21 protein-coding genes are annotated in these 20,189 nt (G+C 43.2%); 12 read left to right on the plus strand and 9 right to left on the minus strand.

Annotated features, from left to right (window positions below):
* Positions 1 to 97 precede the first annotated feature (97 nt).
* Complete coding sequence (locus tag L0P88_RS14945; RefSeq protein WP_247130718.1) at positions 98 to 991, plus strand: Brp/Blh family beta-carotene 15,15'-dioxygenase; 894 nt, start codon at positions 98 to 100, stop codon at positions 989 to 991.
* Here the strand turns inward: L0P88_RS14945 and L0P88_RS14950 are convergent.
* From L0P88_RS14950 to L0P88_RS14960, 3 genes are all read right to left on the minus strand, one after another.
* Positions 956 to 3,520 carry a carboxypeptidase-like regulatory domain-containing protein gene (locus L0P88_RS14950; RefSeq protein ID WP_247130719.1) on the minus strand — a complete coding sequence of 855 codons (2,565 nt, stop codon included), beginning with the start codon at positions 3,518 to 3,520 and terminating at the stop codon, positions 956 to 958. The two genes, L0P88_RS14945 and L0P88_RS14950, sit on opposite strands and share 36 nt — an antisense overlap.
* Positions 3,501 to 4,412 carry a FecR family protein gene (locus L0P88_RS14955; protein ID WP_247130720.1) on the minus strand — a complete coding sequence of 304 codons (912 nt, stop codon included), beginning with the start codon at positions 4,410 to 4,412 and terminating at the stop codon, positions 3,501 to 3,503. The genes L0P88_RS14950 and L0P88_RS14955 overlap by 20 nt, the downstream gene beginning before the upstream one ends.
* Positions 4,413 to 4,514: 102 nt before the next feature.
* A complete protein-coding gene (locus tag L0P88_RS14960; RefSeq protein WP_247130722.1) occupies positions 4,515 to 5,015 on the minus strand; it encodes an RNA polymerase sigma factor in 501 nt (166 codons plus the stop codon).
* 117 nt (positions 5,016 to 5,132) lie between these two features.
* Between L0P88_RS14960 and L0P88_RS14965 the strand changes: the two genes are divergently transcribed.
* The 5 genes from L0P88_RS14965 to folD all read left to right on the plus strand — a co-directional run bounded on the left by L0P88_RS14965 (position 5,133) and on the right by folD (position 10,384).
* Positions 5,133 to 6,944, plus strand: a complete 1,812-nt coding sequence (locus tag L0P88_RS14965; RefSeq protein ID WP_247130723.1) for a hypothetical protein — start codon at positions 5,133 to 5,135, stop codon at positions 6,942 to 6,944.
* A 140-nt stretch (positions 6,945 to 7,084) separates the two neighbouring features.
* Positions 7,085 to 7,576 (plus strand): hypothetical protein, encoded by a 492-nt coding sequence (locus L0P88_RS14970; RefSeq protein WP_247130724.1) that lies wholly within the window; start codon positions 7,085 to 7,087, stop codon positions 7,574 to 7,576.
* Between the two features lie 124 nt (positions 7,577 to 7,700).
* Positions 7,701 to 9,029, plus strand: coding sequence for a signal recognition particle protein (gene ffh / locus L0P88_RS14975; protein ID WP_247130726.1), 1,329 nt, complete (start codon positions 7,701 to 7,703; stop codon positions 9,027 to 9,029).
* 59 nt (positions 9,030 to 9,088) lie between these two features.
* Positions 9,089 to 9,484, plus strand: a complete 396-nt coding sequence (locus L0P88_RS14980) for a four helix bundle protein (RefSeq protein ID WP_247130727.1) — start codon at positions 9,089 to 9,091, stop codon at positions 9,482 to 9,484.
* 24 nt (positions 9,485 to 9,508) lie between these two features.
* Complete coding sequence (folD, locus tag L0P88_RS14985) at positions 9,509 to 10,384, plus strand: bifunctional methylenetetrahydrofolate dehydrogenase/methenyltetrahydrofolate cyclohydrolase FolD (protein WP_247130728.1); 876 nt, start codon at positions 9,509 to 9,511, stop codon at positions 10,382 to 10,384.
* Between the two features lies 1 nt (position 10,385).
* On the opposite strand, the gene L0P88_RS14990 is transcribed toward folD, so the two are convergent.
* Complete coding sequence (locus tag L0P88_RS14990; protein WP_247130729.1) at positions 10,386 to 10,547, minus strand: hypothetical protein; 162 nt, start codon at positions 10,545 to 10,547, stop codon at positions 10,386 to 10,388.
* 143 nt (positions 10,548 to 10,690) lie between these two features.
* Between L0P88_RS14990 and L0P88_RS14995 the strand changes: the two genes are divergently transcribed.
* Genes L0P88_RS14995 through L0P88_RS15005 form a run of 3 tightly spaced genes read left to right on the plus strand, consistent with a single transcriptional unit; the run spans position 10,691 to position 14,068 of the window.
* Positions 10,691 to 12,418: an alpha/beta hydrolase-fold protein gene (locus tag L0P88_RS14995; RefSeq protein WP_247130730.1), complete on the plus strand. Its 1,728-nt coding sequence runs from the start codon at positions 10,691 to 10,693 to the stop codon at positions 12,416 to 12,418.
* A gap of 4 nt (positions 12,419 to 12,422) precedes the next feature.
* Complete coding sequence (locus L0P88_RS15000) at positions 12,423 to 13,037, plus strand: DUF2306 domain-containing protein (protein ID WP_247130732.1); 615 nt, start codon at positions 12,423 to 12,425, stop codon at positions 13,035 to 13,037.
* Between the two features lie 59 nt (positions 13,038 to 13,096).
* Entirely contained in the window at positions 13,097 to 14,068 is a 972-nt protein-coding gene (locus tag L0P88_RS15005; RefSeq protein ID WP_247130733.1) for an aldo/keto reductase, read from the plus strand.
* Positions 14,069 to 14,113: 45 nt separating this feature from the next.
* Here the strand turns inward: L0P88_RS15005 and L0P88_RS15010 are convergent, their stop codons facing one another.
* Both L0P88_RS15010 and L0P88_RS15015 read right to left on the minus strand, forming a co-directional pair.
* Positions 14,114 to 14,539 (minus strand): VOC family protein, encoded by a 426-nt coding sequence (locus L0P88_RS15010; RefSeq protein WP_247130734.1) that lies wholly within the window; start codon positions 14,537 to 14,539, stop codon positions 14,114 to 14,116.
* A 60-nt stretch (positions 14,540 to 14,599) separates the two neighbouring features.
* Positions 14,600 to 15,439, minus strand: coding sequence for an alpha/beta fold hydrolase (locus L0P88_RS15015; RefSeq protein WP_247130735.1), 840 nt, complete (start codon positions 15,437 to 15,439; stop codon positions 14,600 to 14,602).
* Positions 15,440 to 15,537: 98 nt separating this feature from the next.
* On the opposite strand from L0P88_RS15015, the gene L0P88_RS15020 reads away from it, so the two are divergent.
* Positions 15,538 to 15,972, plus strand: coding sequence for a winged helix-turn-helix transcriptional regulator (locus tag L0P88_RS15020; RefSeq protein ID WP_247130737.1), 435 nt, complete (start codon positions 15,538 to 15,540; stop codon positions 15,970 to 15,972).
* On the opposite strand, the gene L0P88_RS15025 is transcribed toward L0P88_RS15020, so the two are convergent.
* Entirely contained in the window at positions 15,953 to 16,501 is a 549-nt protein-coding gene (locus L0P88_RS15025; RefSeq protein WP_247130738.1) for a hypothetical protein, read from the minus strand. The two genes, L0P88_RS15020 and L0P88_RS15025, sit on opposite strands and share 20 nt — an antisense overlap.
* A 53-nt stretch (positions 16,502 to 16,554) precedes the next feature.
* On the minus strand, positions 16,555 to 18,066 hold the full coding sequence (locus L0P88_RS15030; RefSeq protein ID WP_247130740.1) for a helicase HerA-like domain-containing protein: 1,512 nt from the start codon (positions 18,064 to 18,066) through the stop codon (positions 16,555 to 16,557).
* A gap of 81 nt (positions 18,067 to 18,147) precedes the next feature.
* Here L0P88_RS15030 and L0P88_RS15035 point away from each other — a divergent pair, with 81 nt between their 5' ends.
* The gene (locus L0P88_RS15035; RefSeq protein WP_247130741.1) at positions 18,148 to 18,603 is read left to right on the plus strand and encodes a Rid family detoxifying hydrolase; all 456 of its coding nucleotides are present in this window, start codon (positions 18,148 to 18,150) and stop codon (positions 18,601 to 18,603) included.
* Between the two features lie 51 nt (positions 18,604 to 18,654).
* Positions 18,655 to 19,287 (plus strand): 7-carboxy-7-deazaguanine synthase QueE, encoded by a 633-nt coding sequence (locus tag L0P88_RS15040; RefSeq protein WP_247130742.1) that lies wholly within the window; start codon positions 18,655 to 18,657, stop codon positions 19,285 to 19,287.
* 52 nt (positions 19,288 to 19,339) lie between these two features.
* Here L0P88_RS15040 and L0P88_RS15045 read toward each other — a convergent pair whose 3' ends face one another.
* Positions 19,340 to 20,104 (minus strand): SDR family NAD(P)-dependent oxidoreductase, encoded by a 765-nt coding sequence (locus tag L0P88_RS15045; protein WP_247130743.1) that lies wholly within the window; start codon positions 20,102 to 20,104, stop codon positions 19,340 to 19,342.
* Positions 20,105 to 20,189: the final 85 nt, after the last annotated feature.

The following is a 20,189-nucleotide window of genomic DNA, read 5'->3' on the forward strand; positions in this document are numbered from 1 at the left end:
ATGTTTAATCAAATATAAAAAAAGTTAAACGATAAAATGATAATATTTGTTTAAAATTTTTATCATATCTTTAAACAAACTGATTCAAATTATCAAATTGAAAAATATCACCCTGGTATCGACCTTTTTCTGCCTTTGGCTCTCCTCACAATTGAGCCCAGTCCTACAGGATTATTTGGCCTATGCCTTTATCCTGACATTTGGGGTTCTTCATGGTGCCAATGATATTACCCTTATTCATTCATTATCAAAAGGTAAAAAGCCAATTAGGGTGTTGTTGTTGGTCTACTTGGGGGCCATGGGCCTGGTCGCTTTTTTCTTTTTGCTTTCAAAAGGACTGGCACTACTTTTCTTTATCCTTATCAGTGCCTACCACTTTGGCGAACAACATTTCAATAAGCAGTTCACTGGTCGTACCCGATGGAAGGCACCCTTGTTCATGAGTTATGGATTTTTAATATTGTTTATGATATTCAATATTAAGTTAGACAAAATTATTGTTGTGATAACGGATCTTACCGGCTTGGTTTTGACGGCCTCCGTATTCCGAATAGTGCTTGTTGTGGCGTTGCTGGTCTTTTTGATGCTATCAATTGTACTGTTCAAGAAAAGGATTTTGAACATAAACCCCCTAAGGGAGTTGCTTTACCTGACTGTATTGACCGTGGTGTTCGCCACCTCCTCCCTTATCTGGGGTTTTGCGATTTATTTTATCCTATGGCATAGTTTGCCTTCTATGAAAGACCAACTGGGCTACCTTTATGGCGAGGCCACCAAAAAGAGCTTTGTACGATTTTTGAGAACCTCTTTTTTGTACTGGTTCCTTTCTATTGCCGGGTTGGCTTTATTGTATTGGCTATTGAAGGATAGTGTGCATTATTTTGTAACTGTGCTCCTGTACGTTCTTGCCGCAATTACCTTTCCCCACGTTATCGTAATGTCAAAGGTGGAATCTCTAGAAACTGACCCGAAAACTAATATTGGGCGTTAGGCCCAGGGAACTGTTGTCCACACGTTCAATTTCATTTTCGTCCGAAACCCGGAAATATCGGTTCAATACATTGGCGCGATCGGTAATATTGAGTAGGGAGATACCGGTCTTGGCCTTGACCCGGTCACTTAAGTCGAACTGATAGGTGGCCGAAGCATCTGCCCTGAAATATTCCGGTAACCGACTGCTATTGGGGACTTCAAAATTGATTTGGGCAGGAAAGACAGTCGTGTCCAATGGATTATCTTCCGTAGGTTGTGTAAAAGGCCTTCCGGTCCTATAGTTAATGCCAATGCCGAGCTTTAGGTTTCCCAGATCATAGGTGCCCCCTAGGGTCAGGGTATGCCTCACATCCAGGTTATTGGGAAATACCGGGGGCACTATGCTATCAAAAGTGTAGTCATTTTTGTTGTAGGTATAGCTTAACCACGCACTGTAGTTCTCCCCTTTTTGGTTAATAAGGAATTCCATTCCCCTAATCTCATAGCCTCCCAATTCCCCATCAAACTGGTTTTCGTTTTGGAACCCTTGTGTCCTTGTACTTATACCATCCACTGTTTTATAAAAAGCTTCGGCACTTATATACAACCGTCTTTTGGCATAGTTCAGGCCAACGGAACCCTGCTTGCTCGTTGTCAATGGCAAATCGTTTTCATTGGCAAGGGTCCACCTTCTTCGTTCAATTCCCAAAAAGTTCTGTTGCAAATCGATCACCTGGTTGGTACTTTGACTTTTAAATTCACCAAGGATCTGGGCCCTTAAGAAATTGGCCATTTTAAAGTTGAGGTTGAGTCGGGGTTCCAATAACAGTCGATCAAAGGCGCCTCCGGCCTCAGCCAAATTTTGGATATAATTGGCCCTTAGTCCGATATTGGTAATAAAGCCATTGTTCTTTGTGTTGAACTGGAGCTCGGTAAAGGGCGCTTGTATCCTGACAACGTCTTTTATGTTGAGGTTGAACTCCGGTGTGGTGACATCCGCCTGATTCGTAATCCCGGTCTCTATATATTGGTGCCCATTGATCCACTGCAGATTGTCCGAAAGACGAAAGAAGGTAGTGAGTTTGGCTTGCCGCTCCTCCACCGTATTTTTTTGGAACAGGCGTTGCTGTTGATCGGGAAAGAGACTTTGGGCATCCAAATTGTATTTGGAAAAATAGACATTGACATGGGTTGAAAATCGTTCCGACCAATCCCCAAACCATTGCAATCCTGCGGAAAGATTGGTTTGGTCCAAAAAGCTCCTTGAGGTTTCCGAAGTTTCGGTATTGGTGGTGGAAAAGTCCAGATCATTATCAATCCCAATAAAACTCAATCGAAATTTGTGGTCTTCATTGAAGTCGTACAATAGTTTACCCGAAACATCATAAAAAAGAAACTTCTCATCAAACCTTAGATTTTCATTGACTTCCTGGTTTTGTTGGTTTTGCACTTCGGTATCCTGGAATGCCCTGTCGGTAAAGCTCACATAAGCTGGAGTGTCCAAAAAGTCCGTGGTGGACCTCCTTCCGGAAAACTGAAAGGCAAGTTTATCGGTTATGGGGATTTGCCCAAAAGCATCCCCGCTGATCAGATTAAAACCCGCCCCACCGGAAAACCGATCGCCAATATCATTTTTGGTTTCCATACTGATGATGCCACTTACCCCATCCCCATACTCCGAAGGGGTTCCGTTTTTATAGACCGAAACCCTTTCGGTAAGGTAGGGGTTAAAGGCGGAAATCAACCCGAAAAAATGTCCTGATTGGTACATTTTAATACCGTTCCAAAGGATGAGGTTCTGATCGTTGGTGCCCCCACGGATATTAATGTCGGACACGGTTTCATCAATACTTTTTACCCCAGGGAGCGTTTGTATGCCAAAAAGGACATCGGGCTCCACCAATCCGGGCAATAATCCCAGTTTTTGGGTTTGGACGGTAATGCCACCATCGGTCTCTTTTACAATACCCTTGGTCAAAAATTCGTAAACCACCACTTCGGTGAGTACTTCCCGACGTTCGGCCAATAGTATTTTTGGACATTCCCCTTGGTCCGCCAACTCGGCAATGGGCACTATCCTTGTGGTATAGCCCAGATACCTGATTTGTAGCGAAGCGGAACGGTCCACCGCTTCCATCCTAAAAAAACCATCTATATCCGTTACAATGGCCTTATCCATCCCAAGGACCTCCACGGTGGCCCCGGGAACGGTGTTTTTCGCGTAATTGTCCAGGACCCTGCCGCAGATTTCCACCAATCTGGGTTTGCTCAAGGCATAGTACCGCTCACTTAGTTGTTTGATTTCGATTCCGGTCTGCGTAGCAATGGCATTAAGGATTTCCTGGAGTTTCTTGGAAGAGGGAACCTTTATCTCAATTCCCTGGATATCGGCATCCACATAGGAAAACTTGACATCAAAACTATTTTCGAGCCGGGCAATGAAGGTCTTTAGCCCAAAAACTTCAGCCTGGGCAAAGGTGAAAACTGGCGATAGTGACAATAGCACCATCGCAAATACAATAAAAGGCTTATGGAGTGTCCTCTGCATAGAAAAGTACCTTATCCTGCTCCAATTTAAAACGAATTTGGGAAGGAGTACTAATACTTTTTAACGCTAAATCAATATTCGTGTTGTCAAACGTACCCGTAAAAAGTTGTTCGGTATTTATATCTTGGGTGGCTACTTCAATATTGAACTGACGTTCAAATTCCGCCAGGACATATTTAAGGGGTATACTGGTGAATGAACTTTCATTTTGGGTCCAGGAGGGGGCCAATGAAGTGACGGCATCCGTGGCCCTGATTTCCCCATTGATGACCACAAAGGAATTGCCTGCCGGTAGTTTGTGCTCGTTGGCATTATGGGTAACACTGACCAAACCTTCATAGCAGGTTACTTCAAAGAAACCGTCCCTACTTTCCACATTGAATTGGGTCCCTAGGACCGTTACCGTACCTGCATCGGTGGAAACCGTAAAACGTTGTCCTTTGGCTACCTTAAAAAAGGCTTCCCCATCCAGTTCCACATTGCGGTTGTCGTCCCATTTTCTTTCCTTAAAGGACAAACGGGAATCCGCATTCAGGATAACTTCAGAGGCATCCGGAAGTACAACCTCGGTGCGTTCTGCCAGTTGGGTAGTGAATATTTCGTCCTGTGAATTCAGGTAGACATAAGCTCCTGTAAGCAATACGGCAATTACGGCCGCAACACGGAGAAACTGCTTGAAGGGATGCAATGGAACAACCTTGGGACTTTGGTCAAACCGTTCATATTTAAAAGTGTTCCACGCCTTGTCCATATTGAAATCCGGGGCTTCCAGTTTTCCGGAAGCCTCAGCAATTCTCTGATAGGAAGCATATTCGGCCGACTTTTTAAACTCGGCCAACTCCTTCTCTGAGAGCTCGTTGTTCAACCATTTTGCCAAGTAATTCTCTTGCATGATTTCTATGCTTTACAATTTAATAACAACCCACTTTATAAAAACCCTACTTTATTAGGTATCAAAAATTTCAAATATCCGGTTTGGCCTTTTTGGTAACCTCTAAATTCCATCAATTTGCTCCCGCAATGTTTTTAGGGCCAAATGCATTCGTTTTTCAATGGCTTTTATACTTACTCCCTCCATTTCTGCAATCTCACTGTATTTTTTTCCATCAATGCGGTTCAGCAAAAAAGTAGTACGTTGGTTTTCGGGCAAGGCATTTAGGGCATCATCCAATTTTTTTTGGAACTGTTTTTCCTCCAAAACGTATTCCGGGGATTCCCTGTTTATGGAATTGGAATGCAGATCGGCGTATTTTAATCGTACTTTTTCCGCCTTAATGACATTCAAATACAAATTGTTCGCTACAGTATATAAATAGGACTTTGCCTTTTCCGGACTTACCTTGGTACAGTTTTCCCAAAGTTTAACAAAAGCCTCCTGAACGGCATCAGATGCCTTTTCCTCATTTCCAAACTTATAATAGATGTAATTAAAAACCGTTTTGGAATTGTCCTTAAATATAGAACTGAAGATGTGTTCTTCACAAACGTTGGCCATGCATGGGTTTTTACAAGCTTTCCCAAAGATATTTTAAAAAATGTGAAAATTGGGGTAGGGTATTTTAACTAATGATTGTTTTATGGTCGTACTAACAGAAAATAATCCAAAAACGTTATGAAAAAGTATGTTAACAAGTTGATGTATGTAGGATTTATTGCTATGGTCCTACTTTTCAATGCTTGCCAAGATGAATTTGAACGAGTAGGCAACGACAGTCAGGAAACACTGGAAGCCGGTTCCTCTACCGCCCAATTGATAATGAATACGGCCTCCAATGACGGTTCCTTTGATAATATTATTGATGAGGCCAGTTGTATCGCCATACAATTTCCTTACACCGTTGAGGTTGCCGGTATTCAGGTTACCATAGACAGTATTGAGGATTTAAAGGTGGTTGAAGAGATTTTTGATGAATTTGATGATGATGAAGACATTCTCGAAATTATATTTCCTATAACCATTACCCTTTCCGACTTTACCGAAGTTGTCCTTGAAAGTAAGGAAGCCTTGCGCGAACTCGCTGCCGAATGTACGGAAGGTGGTGATGATGATGACATTGAATGTATAGATTTTGTGTATCCCATTACCCTGTTCACTTTTGATATTGATGGGCAAGAACCCAATAGAACTGTTATCAACAGCGATAGGGAGTTGCGGTTGTTCTTGAAGGAAAAGGATGATGATGAATTGATCAGTATTGAATTTCCGATCACATTGAAGAAATATGACGGAACAGAAGTTCAAGTAAACAGTAATGCGGAATTGGCCCGTATTTTGGATGCCGCCAGCGATGAATGTGACGAAGATGATGATGATGATTTCAATGATGATGATTTTGACGAAGATGGGTTTGAGGAGTTCATAACGGACTGTGACTGGAAGATATACGAATTCAATAGGGACAATATGGACCAAACTGAGCAGTATGTCAACTATGAGTTTGATTTTGATGATGATGGAGAGGTAGAAGTTACCGATAGAATGGGCAATACCGTACAAGGTACTTGGAGCTTTATGTTCAGCGATCGTGGTGCCCTTTTGACCCTTCAGTTCGATACTTTGGTTGATTTTAACCTCCAATGGTTGGTTTATGAATTGGACGAACGCAAAATCAAATTCCTGTCGGATAATGGAAATAGGATCATTCTGAAGAAATCATGTGACGACGATGACAATGACGATGGTGATGACGGTGATGACGATGGTGCAATTATCAGTGTGGAGACCTTGACCAATACCTTAAAGGAGTGTGAATGGATTATTGGAGAGCTTGAAGTACAGGATGAGGATGTGGATAGGCTTCTGGGATATGAGTTCATCTTTGGAGACAATGGAATGGTGACCTTGGGAGATGGAATTACCACTTTTGAAGGAACCTGGGAAGTAGGTACCAATGATAATGGCAAACGTACCCTCTTTATAGAAATCATGACCGAAACAGCAGTGAATCTGGAATGGCCGCTTGAGGAGATTTATGGGGAAAGCGTTGTGGAAACCACAAGAATTAAATTGGAAGATGATGCCCTGGGCTATGAGATGATCCTTCAAAAAATATGTGACGACAATGCCGATGACGGTGATGTTGCCGAAATAAGGAACATAGCGTTGGGTGGCCTTTGGAACGTAGCCTTGTATGATGATGAGGGAACGGATGAAACCGCAGATTATGCCGGTATGGACTTTGGGTTCTCCATGTTCAACCAAGTTGAAGTAAGCATTAATGATGACCCCGGCACCGCAGGTGTATGGAGGATTGCAAGGGATACCAACGGTAACCTGGTCTTTTACCTTAACCTGGGGGATGATGATCCCCTCGGAGATCTTGCCGAACCATGGTATGTAATGGAAATTACCGCGGATCGTATAGAACTGGTATACGAAGATGAAGAGGTAAACTTTAAGACCTTGGTGTTCGAGAAGAAATAAACACCTTTTTTGCCCACAACCCCAGTAAAAGGACGATCTTGATCGAGGTCGTCCTTTTTTAAAGCATATTCCCAAAGATTACCGAAACAACATCTCCATGTCGGCAAAAAATCAATTGCAAAAACTAAAAAATATTGAAAATGAAAATTAAGTATTGGAAAAATGTTTTTCTATTGGGCACCCTGGCCCTAATCGCTTCCTGTGAAAATGACGATGACGACGGTGACATCATGGGCAATGGTCAATTTGATAGCGCGGATGTGACCGCACTTCAAAATTCTGTAGAAAGTGGTACCTGGCGCATCACACGTTTTGTGGATGATGGGGAAGATGAAACCAGCAATTATGAGGGTTTTGTATTCACCTTTGGTGCGGACGGCAGTATTGTGGCGGATAATGGCACCACTTCCTTCAACGGAACATGGCGGGTTGAATTGGATGATGACGATGACCTGGATGATCTGGACGACTTGGAATTGTACATTACTTTTTCCACATCGAATGAAGCTATTGATGAGTTGACCGAAGATTGGTACGTTTTGGAATTTAGTGATAACCGTATCCGTTTGGCGGATGATGACGATGATGATACGGATAATGATGACGATTTCTTGACTTTTGAGCGTAGCTAACTCAGTTCATAGTTCCCCAATATGCAAAAGCGACCCGTAATGGGTCGCTTTTTTGGTTTTGTATAAAGCTGTGATAACACAGGTATTTCTTAAATTTGTCCTCCTTCAAAAATGATGTAAGCCGATGTTTGATAATTTAAGCGAGAAACTAGATAAAGCCTTACACAATCTTAAGGGGCATGGCAAGATAACGGAAATCAATATTGCCGAGACCCTTAAAGAGGTTCGTAGGGCCCTTTTGGATGCCGATGTCAATTTTAAGATAGCTAAGGAATTTACCAATACCGTAAAAGAAAAAGCCCTTGGTCAAAATGTACTGACCACCTTACAACCGGGTCAGTTAATGGTCAAAATCGTTAAGGACGAATTAACGGAATTGATGGGCGGTGATACGGAAGACATTGACCTTAGTGGTAATCCTACGGTCATTTTAATGTCTGGTCTCCAGGGATCGGGTAAGACCACCTTTTCCGGAAAACTGGCCAATTTCCTTAAAAAGAAAAAAGGAAAGAAACCACTTTTGGTGGCCGGGGATGTCTATCGTCCTGCAGCAATAGATCAATTGCACATTGTAGGGGAACAGATAGGGGCCGATGTGTATTCCGACAGGGAGAATAAAAACCCGGTGGCCATAGCCCAGGATGGTATCAAAAAGGCAAAGGAACTTGGCTGTAATGTGGTTATAGTGGATACTGCCGGTAGATTGGCGGTGGACCAACAGATGATGGATGAAATATCCAACATCCACAAAGCGGTACGTCCACAGGAAACCTTGTTTGTCGTGGATGCCATGACAGGTCAAGATGCCGTGAACACGGCCAAGGCATTCAACGATATCCTGAATTTTGATGGGGTTATTTTGACCAAGCTGGATGGTGACACACGGGGTGGTGCCGCCATTTCCATAAAATCCGTGGTCAACAAACCCATTAAGTTTATTGGTACCGGAGAAAAAATGGAGGCCATAGATGTATTCCATCCCTCACGTATGGCCGACCGGATTTTGGGTATGGGGGATGTGGTTTCCCTGGTAGAACGTGCGCAGGAACAGTTTGATGAGGAGCAGGCCCGAAAAATCCAAAAGAAAATTGCCAAGAACAAATTTGGGTTTGATGATTTCTTAAGCCAGATCCAGCAGATTAAAAAGATGGGTAACATGAAGGATTTGATGGGCATGATCCCCGGTATGGGCAAGGCTTTAAAAGGTATTGATATTGATGATGATGCCTTTAAACATATCGAGGCCATGATCCATTCCATGACCCCGGATGAGCGTTCAAACCCATCGAAACTCAATTCAAGCCGAAAAAAGCGTATTGCAGCGGGTAGTGGTCGTTCCATTCAAGACGTGAACCAATTGTTGAAGCAGTTCGACCAAATGAGCAAAATGATGAAAATGATGCAAGGGGGACGGGGAAAACAAATGATGCAGATGATGCAAAATATGCGATAGTATGTTTTGTTGTTCAATGTTTAAGGTTAAAGGGTTGCCAAACTTTTAAATTGATTGGGATGGCAAAGGTTGAAATGTTTGAAGACCTTGAAATTTGGCAATTGGCAAGAGAAGTATGTAATGATGTTCATCACTTGATTGAAACAACCTCTTTAAGAAAAGATTATGCACTAAGAGACCAAATGAATAGATGCTCAGGGTCTGTGATGGATAATATAGCCGAAGGCTTTGAAAGAAATGGCAACAAGGAGTTCATTCAATTTTTGAGTATAGCAAAAGCATCTTGTGGTGAGCTTCGTTCACAACTTTATCGAACTTTGGATAAAAAATATATTGATGAGGCTACCTTTGAAAATTTGAAAAACAAAGTACTTATCGAAAGTAGAAAGATAGGTTCATTTATGAATTATTTGTCCAAATCTGAATACAAGGGACAAAAATTCAAGCATAGGTAACCTTGGACTTTTAACATTGAACTGATGAACATTTTAGACGGTCGTAAGATTTCAAACCAGATCAAAGAGGAGATTGCCGTTGAGGTGGCCCAAATAAAGGAACGAGGGGAAAAGGTGCCGCATTTGGCAGCGGTATTGGTCGGGAATGATGGCGCTAGCTTGACCTATGTGGGCAGCAAGGTACGTTCTTGTAAAAAAATAGGCTTTGAATCCACGCTCATCCACCTTCCCGAAGAAACTACGGAGGTAGCTTTGTTAAGACAAGTGGAAGATTTGAACGCCAATCCGGATATTGATGGATATATTGTTCAGTTGCCCCTCCCAAAACATATTGACGAAGAAAAAGTATTGATGGCCGTTCATCCGGATAAGGATGTGGATGGATTCCATCCCGCGAATTTTGGAAAAATGGCACTGGGTATGGAAACTTTTATTCCAGCGACTCCCTTTGGCATTATGGAGCTGTTACGAAGGTATAACATAGAGACGGAAGGTAAACATACCGTTGTCATAGGCCGGAGTAATATTGTGGGTCGTCCGATCAGTATTCTGATGAGTCAAAAGGGAAAAGCGGCCAATGCCACGGTAACGGTTACGCATAGTAGAACAAAGGATTTAACGGAATTTACCCAAAAGGCAGATATTATTGTTTCCGCCCTGGGCTCCCCCGACTTTCTCAAGGCCGATATGGTCAAGGAAGGCGTGGTGATTATCGATGTAGGGATTACCCGTGTTCCAGATGAAACCCGGGAAAAGGGATACTATCTTACGGGGGACGTTGACTTTGATCAAGTGGCACCTAAGGCCTCCTATATTACCCCCGTACCTGGAGGGGTGGGGCCCATGACCATTGCCATGCTTTTGAAAAACACGCTATTGGCAAGGGAACGCCACTCGTAAATCAGTCCTTTTGTTGCTCGGCTTCCTTTTCGGTCCGCACTAATAATTGCTCTTCTTCCTCCGTTGGGGTCAATACGTCCAAATCTTCCCCTTCATCATTGGTACAGCCCGTAACGGCCATAGTAGCGAATACTACAGTTAGCAAAAGTAAAATGGTCTTCATGGCACATAAAATTTGGGATTGCCTATAAGGCTAACGTTTAGACCATAGCATTCTTGTTTTCAATGGCTTGAATTCGATAAAATACCCGTTTTAGGAAATACTGCATATTTTAATTGATTAACTTCAATGGCAAATAATCAATTATGAAATACCCACTTATTGTACTTGCCCTGGTATGGCTTTGCGTTACCTCATGTGAAAATCCCACCGGAGGAAGGACCATTGCGGTCTCTTTTTCCGAAAACGCAAATGGGCAAAGTCTGGATGGGCGTTTATTGTTACTACTTTCCACCAATGATGAAAAGGAGCCACGATTCCAAATCAATGCCGGTTTACATACGCAGTTGGTCTTTGGAATGGATGTGGAAGGCATGCAGCCAGGCCAACAACTGATTTTTGATGAAACCACTTTTGGATTTCCCTATCCCAGTTTGGCCGATGTCCCGTCAGGGGAGTATTACGTACAGGCCTTATTACATACCTATGAAACCTTTAATTTGAGTACGGGACATACCGTAAAATTACCCATGGACAATGGCGAGGGCCAACAATGGAACCGTTCGCCAGGGAATCTCTATAGTACACCCTTTAAAATTACCATTGGGGATAATGGAGTTAAGGATGTGGACGTGGTTATGGACCAGGTTATTCCACCGATTGAGGAACCACGGGATACGGAGTGGGTAAAACACATTAAAATTAAATCTGAAAAGCTTTCCGAGTTTTGGGGAAGGGATATGTATTTAGGGGCGCATGTATTGTTGCCAAAAGGGTTCGAGGAACATCCTGAAGCCAAATATCCATTGATGATCTTCCATGGACATTTTCCGGATGACTTTGGAGGGTTTCGGACCACACCACCGGATTCCGATCTAAAACCCGACTATTCGGCCCGATTTGGGGTTGAGGGCTATAACATCATACAACAACAAGAGGCGTATGATTTCTATAAACGTTGGAACGAACCTGATTTTCCGCGTTTTTTAATTGTTGAAATTCAGCATCCAACACCCTATTATGATGATTCCTATGCCGTGAATTCCGCTAGCCAGGGACCCTATGGTGATGCCATAACCCATGAGTTGGTTCCCTATATTGAAGAACAGTTTAGGGGTATTGGTGAAGGTTGGTCCCGGTTTTTATATGGAGGTTCCACTGGGGGCTGGGAAGCCCTGGCCGTGCAGGTGAACTATCCAGACGAATACAACGGTTGTTTTGCCGCCTGTCCGGATCCCATCGATTTTAGAGCGTATTGCTTGACCAATATTTATGAAGATAAGAATGCCTATTACTATGAAAGTGAACATAAGGAACGGGAGGTTCCCGCACATAGGGACTATTTGGGGCATGTACAGACCACCACTCGGGAATACAACCATTTGGAATTGGTATTGGGCACAAAGTCCCGTTCTGGGCAACAGTGGGATATTTGGGAGGCGACCTATTCCCCTCAAGGGGATGATGGTTATCCAGAACGTTTATGGGATAAAATGACGGGTGACATTAATCCGGAAGTGGCCAATTATTGGAGGGAAAACTATGACTTGCGCCATATTCTGGAACGGGATTGGGATAAATTGGGGGAGCAACTTAAAGGTAAGATCCATATTTATTGTGGGGATATGGACAACTACTACCTCAATAATGCAGTGTATCTCATGGAAGATTTCTTGGAAAGTACCACGGATCCGTATTATGGGGGCGAAGTGGATTATGGAGATCGGGCGGAACACTGTTGGAATGGCGACCAAGAAAATCCCAATCATATCAGCCGCTTGCGATATAATAGTATGTATGTGCCCAAAATAATGGAACGGATAGCTGAATCCGCACCCAAAAATGCGGATTTGACCAGTTGGAGATACCAATAACGTCATGGGAAGAACGAACAAATTAGCGTGGTTTGTGTTTGCCTTTTTGGCCATTGGTGTGGGCCTTTATCCAATGGCTTATTTTTTTGTTGCCGGCAAGTTTGGTCTGCTGTATTCCAAGTCTGATGCCCTTTTGGCAAATACGCTATGGAACATCGGTTTTTATGGCCACATTACTTTTGGCGGTTTGGCGTTATTGACGGGTTGGTCCCAGTTCAGTAAGAAGTTGCGGAACAAACGTTTGCAATTGCACCGCAATCTGGGAAAAATCTATGTAGGTTCCGTGGTGATAAGTGGAATCTGCGCTGTGGGCATAGGATTTTTTGCTACGGGAGGATGGGTAAGCGCATCCGGTTTTGTTCTTTTGGGACTGATTTGGCTATACACTACACTATCGGCCTATGCCGCCATTCGCAGAAAGGATATGGCATTACATCAGGGAATGATGATTTATAGCTACGCCGCTTGCTTTGCCGCAGTAACATTGAGAATATGGCTGCCATTACTGCAATTTACCTTTGGGGAGTTTTTGATTGCCTATAAAATTGTGGCCTGGCTCTGTTGGGTGCCGAATATGGTATTTGCTTTTTTCTGGGTAAAAAAAGAGGTCTGGTATTAGGGTGATGCTTTGTAGTGGAAGTATCTTTAAGCCGGAAAACAATTTGACAATACATACATATGAAGTTTAGAAGGTTTGGTAGAACGGATTGGCAGGTAAGTGAAATAGGTTATGGTATGTGGGGCATGGGGGGTTGGAAGGAATCCGATGACCGACAATCCGCAAAATCATTGGACTTGGCCGTGGAAAATGGCGTAAATTTTTTTGATACGGCATGGGGTTACGGAGAAGGACATAGCGAAAAACTTCTGGGGGCATTGGTGCGAAGGCACCCAAATACAAAATTGTACACGGCAAGCAAGATACCTCCCAAAAATTTTAAGTGGCCGGCCAAACCGGAATATCGGTTTGAAGATTCATACCCACGGGAACATATCGTGGAATACACAGAGAAGACCTTGCAAAATTTGGGATTGGAACAAATAGATCTGATGCAGTTGCATACTTGGGACGATACCTGGGCCGAAAGGGAAGAATGGCAACGCGCCATTGAGGATTTAAAAACATCGGGCAAGGTAGTCGCCATGGGAATAAGTATGAATCGATGGGAGCCCGAAAATGGCATTGCGGCCTTACACACCAAAAAACTGGATGCGGTACAGGTGATCTACAACATTTTTGACCAAGCCCCTGAGGATAAACTTTTTCCCATTTGTCAAGAATTGGATATAGCAGTAATTGCGCGTGTACCTTTTGACGAGGGAACATTGACCGGAAACCTTACCAAGGAAACCACTTTTCCGGAAGGGGATTGGAGGGGGACCTATTTTGTTCCGGAAAACCTGATGGCAAGTGTGGAAAAAGCGGATGCGTTACGACCTATTGTGCCTGAAGGAATGACCATGGCCGAAATGGCGCTTCGCTTTATTCTTATGAACAAAACGGTGGGTACCGTTATTCCCGGCATGCGAAAAGAACGCAATGTATTGGCAAATACGACTACTAGCGATGGTATGGGGCTTCCCTCGGAATTGTTCAATACATTACGAAGTCACCGTTGGGACAGAAAACCAACAGCTTGGTCCCAATAAATCCCAGGGACGAGCTCAAGACGAGTTCGATAAAAGAAAGCGGTATTACTTGGCGAATAATTGGTCCATGTCCTTAAATGCCTTGAATTCCAAGGCATTTCCTGCAGGGTCCAGGAAAAACATGGTAGCTTGTTCCCCAACTTCTCCCGCAAAGCGGATATAGGGCTCTATGACAAACGTTACGCCTTTGGACTTTAAATCTTCCGAAAAAGTTTGGAACGTATCCCAAGCTAAAACAACACCATAATGGGGAACGGGGACATTTTTTCCATCCACGGGATTGGTATGTAAATCTTCCTGTACTTTTGGTTTGTAATGAATGACCACTTGATGGCCAAATAGGTCGAAATCTACCCAATGGTCACTGCTCCTGCCTTCCTCACAACCCAGCACTTCGCGATAAAAAGTTCGGCATTCTGCCAGATTGTGAACTGGAATTGCGACATGGAAAGGGGTGATCGTTCTTTTCATTGTTAGGGTACTGAAGTATCTGTTTGCTAAAAATAGTGGATTGTTCCCTGTCCCCCAATTTTACGATTCCAAAAAAGCAATAATTTGGTCATTCACCTTAGGCTGATGCATGGAATGTCCCAAACCTTCGGTCAAGACCAACTCACTTCCTTTCCAGTGTTCGTGGACCCGAACAGATTCGGTGTAAGGGACCTGTTTATCCAATTTGTCATGGAAGAGTAAGCCTTTTTTGGTGTTATTGGCCACAAAACGGGCGCTGGAGAACTCTTTGAAATGGTAACCAAACCAGATTTTGAGTCGTTTGTCCATCGCCTTCCAAACCCTGGTATTGAATTTAAGAATGCTTTTGTAATGGTGCATAAATTGCTCAAATTCACAAGGCGAACCAATGGTCACGATTTTTTCAACCGAGGATTCCGGATGAAGGAAGTCATTGTATAAGATGGTCATCCCACCAATGGAGTGGGCCACCACCATCTGAGGTTGAAATTTTTCCAGAAAATGTTTGAGGGTATGGGCATATAAAGGAACATGTAGCATTTCCCCAGTGGAGTATCCGTGGGCCGGGGCATCGAATGCCAGGATATCAAAATGATGTTCCTTTAGTTTTTTTATAAGATTCCGCCAACGGTGCGTATTGCTCTCCCAACCGTGTAACAAAAGCACCGTTCCTTTACTTCCAGGCCACTTGTAGGACTGTATCTGTTGTTCCATGACATTTTCAACGCTAAATTTTGCACTGTCCAAGAAGTCTTTTTGTTCTGGCCGGACACGGCCTTTCCGAATCGTACAAAAAATATCAAATGCGATTTTAGCGGCTTTTTGCTTGTTAAATAATGCCACAAAATTCAACCACTGACCGTAAAAGAGGGGAATGACTTTGGTTAGAAATTTTTTCATAAAAGTTACTTTTTGTAACTTACTCTTTAATTGAAACTAAAAATACACAATCCTTTGGTAAGAAAAAAGGGGTGACCATTCTAAAACCAGGTAGCAAAATGGAAACTGTAATTGAGAATCAACGGGATAGGACATCCAAAAAATTGGAAAAAATGTTTGGACATATAGATTATAAAAATCCACCAGAGCTATGTCCCGTACGCGATGTGATGTCAGTGGCCTCCGATCAGTGGAGCACATTGATTTTGCTTTGGTTGGGATATTTTCCGGTTTTGCGTTTCAACAAGTTAAAAAAATACGTTTATGGTATTTCCAACAAGGTGCTGAGCCAACGGTTAAAGGTTTTGGAGACTGATGGCTATATTGAACGCAATGCCTATCCCGAAGTCCCCATTCGTGTGGAATACAATCTTTCGGATTTTGGACAATCCTATGTGGAACGATTGTTGGAACTTACGGAGTGGATGCAAAAAAACAGTCCAAAGGTGTTGGCCAATAGGGAGAAGTACGGACTTACTCCCAACCAATCATAAGATATTTTATTTTGGCCTCATGCGGAATTTGTACGGCTTCAATGTTACCCGAGGTATAACGCAAATTTCCCGGTAGTTCGGATTTGTCTATGGTGAAGTACAAGTTGCTTCCCTTTGGAAAAATGACCACACTGTTCAACGTGGTCACTACTTTCTTGATATCATATTGGTCTTGAATGTCCCCGAAAGTACTTTTAAGCCCAATACCGCCTTCGGTTTCAAATCTGGGATCTTTAATGGATACATTTTCTATGGAGGGAATACTATCGGATGTAGGAGTCAGGGTCAGCAGCTGTTTTCCACCTTTTTCAAAAACCTGTATTTTTTTGATGCGGCGACCTATTTGTGATTGCGGCATATCCTTAACTATGGAATCATCTTCATAGATGAGTTCCAAATCCCGTACCAGGCTTATTTTGTCCAGCTTTCCCACTTTTTCATCAGTTATCAAGAAAGTGGTGTCCTTTTCCCTACAACCCATGAGAAATCCCAAAAAACAAATTCCAGAAACTAAAAAGATATTTTTCATTCAACTAACAACTAACAACTAACAACTAACAACTAACAACTAACAACTAACAACTAACGAATCACTTTTTTCAAAACGCCCAATACGCCCCGGATAAAGGTAGCACTGGTAAGCACTTTCACCACGGGATTCATGCGTGTACTTCGGCTTCGTGAAGAAGTCCGCCGGGCGGTGGTTTTTTTGGTTTCTTCCCTTTCTGCTTCTTTCTCTGCCTTTTCAATTTTCCCGTTGAGGATTTCATAGGCACTTTCCCTATCAATTTCCTCATTGTATTTTTTGACCAAGGGCGATTTCCCTATGACCTCTTTCAGCTCTTTTTCCGTTAAAACATCCATTCGGCTCATGGGTGCGCGAAGCATGGTTGCAGAAAGAGGAGTAGGCCTGCCTTTCTCATCCAGAGCGGAGATTAGGGCCTCACCGATCCCCAATGAGGTCAAAATCCCTTCCGTATCGTAAAACTCGGAATCGGGATAGTTTTGGGCGGTCAGTTTTATGGCCTTTCGGTCCTTGGCAGTAAACGCCCTGAGCGCATGCTGCACCTTTAGCCCCAATTGTGCCAGTACATCATCCGGGATGTCGGTTGGGTTTTGTGTTACAAAATAGAGCCCTATGCCCTTGGAGCGTATCAATTTTACAATACTTTCAATTTGGTCCAAAAGGGCCTTTGATGCATTTTCAAAAATAAGGTGTGCCTCATCGATAAACAGTATCAATTCGGGTCGATCACTATCACCTTGCTCGGGAAATGTGCTATAAATTTCGGCCAGCAGGCTCAACATAAAGGTCGAAAATAATTTTGGCTTGTCCTGAATATCCGTAAGGCGAATGATATTGATATACCCTCGACCGTTTTCATCGATTCGGGTGAGGTCATCCACTTCAAAGGACTTTTCCCCAAAGAACAGGTCGGCCCCTTGTTGCTCCAGTTCAATAACCTTTCTAAGGATGGTACCTGTTGAACTTGTGGAAATCCGACCGTAATCCTTTTGAAATTCCTTTTTTCCTTCCCCAGTGGCATATTGCAGCACTTTTTTAAAGTCGTTCAAATCCAACAAGGGTAATTTATGGTCATCACAATATTTAAAAACCACAGCGACAATACCTTCTTGGGTAACGGTCAAATCCAGAATCCGTGACAATAGTACGGGACCAAACTCAGATACCGTGGCCCGTAATCGAACACCGTCCTGTTCTGAAAGGGATAGAATTTCCACGGGAAAACCTTTGGGTTCAAAAGGAAGTCCAATAGCTTCATGACGTTCATCAATCTTTGGATGGCCTGGACTCGGTTGGGCAATACCACTTAAATCCCCTTTCAAATCCATCAACAGTACGGGAACCCCTTTTTCCGATAGGTTTTCGGCAATGACCTGCAAGGTTTTGGTCTTTCCGGTACCCGTTGCCCCGGCAATAAGACCATGACGGTTTAAGGTTTTTAAAGGAATTTTGATGAAAGCTTCTTTTACCGTTTCTTCATTTACCATACCAGCGCCCATGGTGATGTAATCGCCTTTCATGGCATACCCTTTTTCAATATGGGCAAAGAATTGTTCTTTTTGGTCCATCCTTTCAAGTTTGCGATAAAAATAGGGTAATTTGGACGAAGACAAAAGATGTTGGATATTAGGGAGAACAAAGACTTTGATATGAAGAAAAAATATGGACTGATCATTTGGATCATTGCAGTGTTTTTTGGTTTTGAACCACTTGTGGGACAGGAAAACACGGAAATCATATTTCATAAAACTGAAAATCCGGCCAGGGCCACTGCACCTTTCAGTGAAGCGGTACAGGCGGGAAACCTTTTCTTTTTGGCCGGACAGATTGGAATGGATAGAACCGTGGGCAAACTTGCGGAAGGGGGTATACAGGGTGAAACGGAACAGACCATAAAAAACATTCAAGGGGTTTTGGAATTTCATGGCCTAAGCCTGGATAATGTGGTCAAGTGTACCGTTATTTTAAGTGATATCAAGGATTTTAAGGCCTTTAATGAGGTCTATATAAAATACTTTACCAAGAAGCCCGCACGTACCACCTATGCGGCTGCCGGATTGGCCGTTGGGGCAAAGATCGAGATTGATGTGATTGCGGTGAAGTAAAACCAACTGGTCCACACCCAATTATCGAGCCATGCGACCTATCTTTGCAATATGGCAAAAGAAGCGGTGATGCAACTGGTGGATGAGGGGATAATGCTCCCCTTAATGGAAGAGTTTTATACCATACAAGGAGAGGGATACCATAAAGGAACCGCTGCCTATTTCATTCGGGTAGGCGGTTGTGATGTAGGTTGCCATTGGTGTGATGTGAAAGAAAGTTGGGATGCCGATAAACATCCTCCGACCAAGATCGATCGCATAATTGAAAATGCGGCCAAATATTCCGATACCATTGTTGTCACCGGAGGGGAACCCCTTACCTGGGACATGGCCCCATTGACCCAGGGGCTCAAATCAAAAAACCTAAAAACCCATATTGAAACTTCGGGGGCTTATCCTTTGACCGGGCAATGGGACTGGATTTGCCTGTCACCCAAAAAACTGAAACCACCTGTAGGGGACATTCATTCCAAGGCCCACGAGCTTAAGGTCATTGTCTATAACAAAAGTGATTTTGCCTTTGCCGAAACACATGCGCAACAAGTGGGGCATGATTGTGTATTATACTTACAACCGGAGTGGAGTGTGCGGGAGAAGGTAACCCCCTTGATTGTGGATTATGTGATGCAAAATCCCAAATGGAAGGTATCCCTACAGACCCATAAGTATTTGAACATTCCCTAGGTTTTCTGGGCTACCGGAACTTTACTGTACCCCGAAGCTATTTTAGTATGGGTTATTGTGAGGTCCAACCCCCATCAATGACAAGGGTAGTCCCTGTGACCATGCCGGAATGGGTGCTTGACAAGTAGAGAATTGCCGCTCCAATATCTTCAATCGAGGCTACTTTTCCCACAGGGATTCTATTCAATACACCTGCCAGGTAATCGGGATCATCCAAACGTTCCGCCGTTCCAGGGGTATAGGTGAACGTAGGCGCTATTCCATTTACCGTGACACCTTTATCCGCCCATTCCAAGGCCAAAGTCTTGGTCAATAAATTGACACCACCTTTTGAAGCACAGTATACTACATGGTCCTTAATTCCCACAAGGCTCGCTTGCGAACTCATATTGATAATACGGCCATAAGAACTTTTGATCATATATTTTGCTGCTTGTTGGCAGCAGAAGAATACCCCTTTTAGATTAACGTCCATCATTTTATCCCAGTCTTCTTCCTTTACATCCAGGGCTGCATGGTTGTAACCGAGACCTGCATTATTGATCAAAACATCCAATCGTCCAAAGCGCTTATGGATTTCGGCAAAGGTCCTTTTGATATTGGGAACCGAATTGAGGTCCAGCGGAAAAACCGAAGCCTTACCATTTTCTTTATGGATTTCCTTTTCCAGGGCAATCAACTCCTTTTCGCTCCTGGAACATAACACCACCTGGGCACCGGATTGAGCCAGTATTTTTGATACCCCCCGGCCAATACCCCTGCTGGCCCCTGTTATCACTACGACTTGGTTCGTTAACTTAAAATCTGGGTTTTCCATGGTTTGCTATAATACTTGGAAATCACTGTAGTTTTTTTAAAAAAGGGATGCATCATTGAAAGTCAGGGCCATATTAGAGCAGAAG

Source organism: Muricauda sp. SCSIO 64092 (assembly GCF_023016285.1).
GTDB lineage: Bacteria > Bacteroidota > Bacteroidia > Flavobacteriales > Flavobacteriaceae > Croceivirga.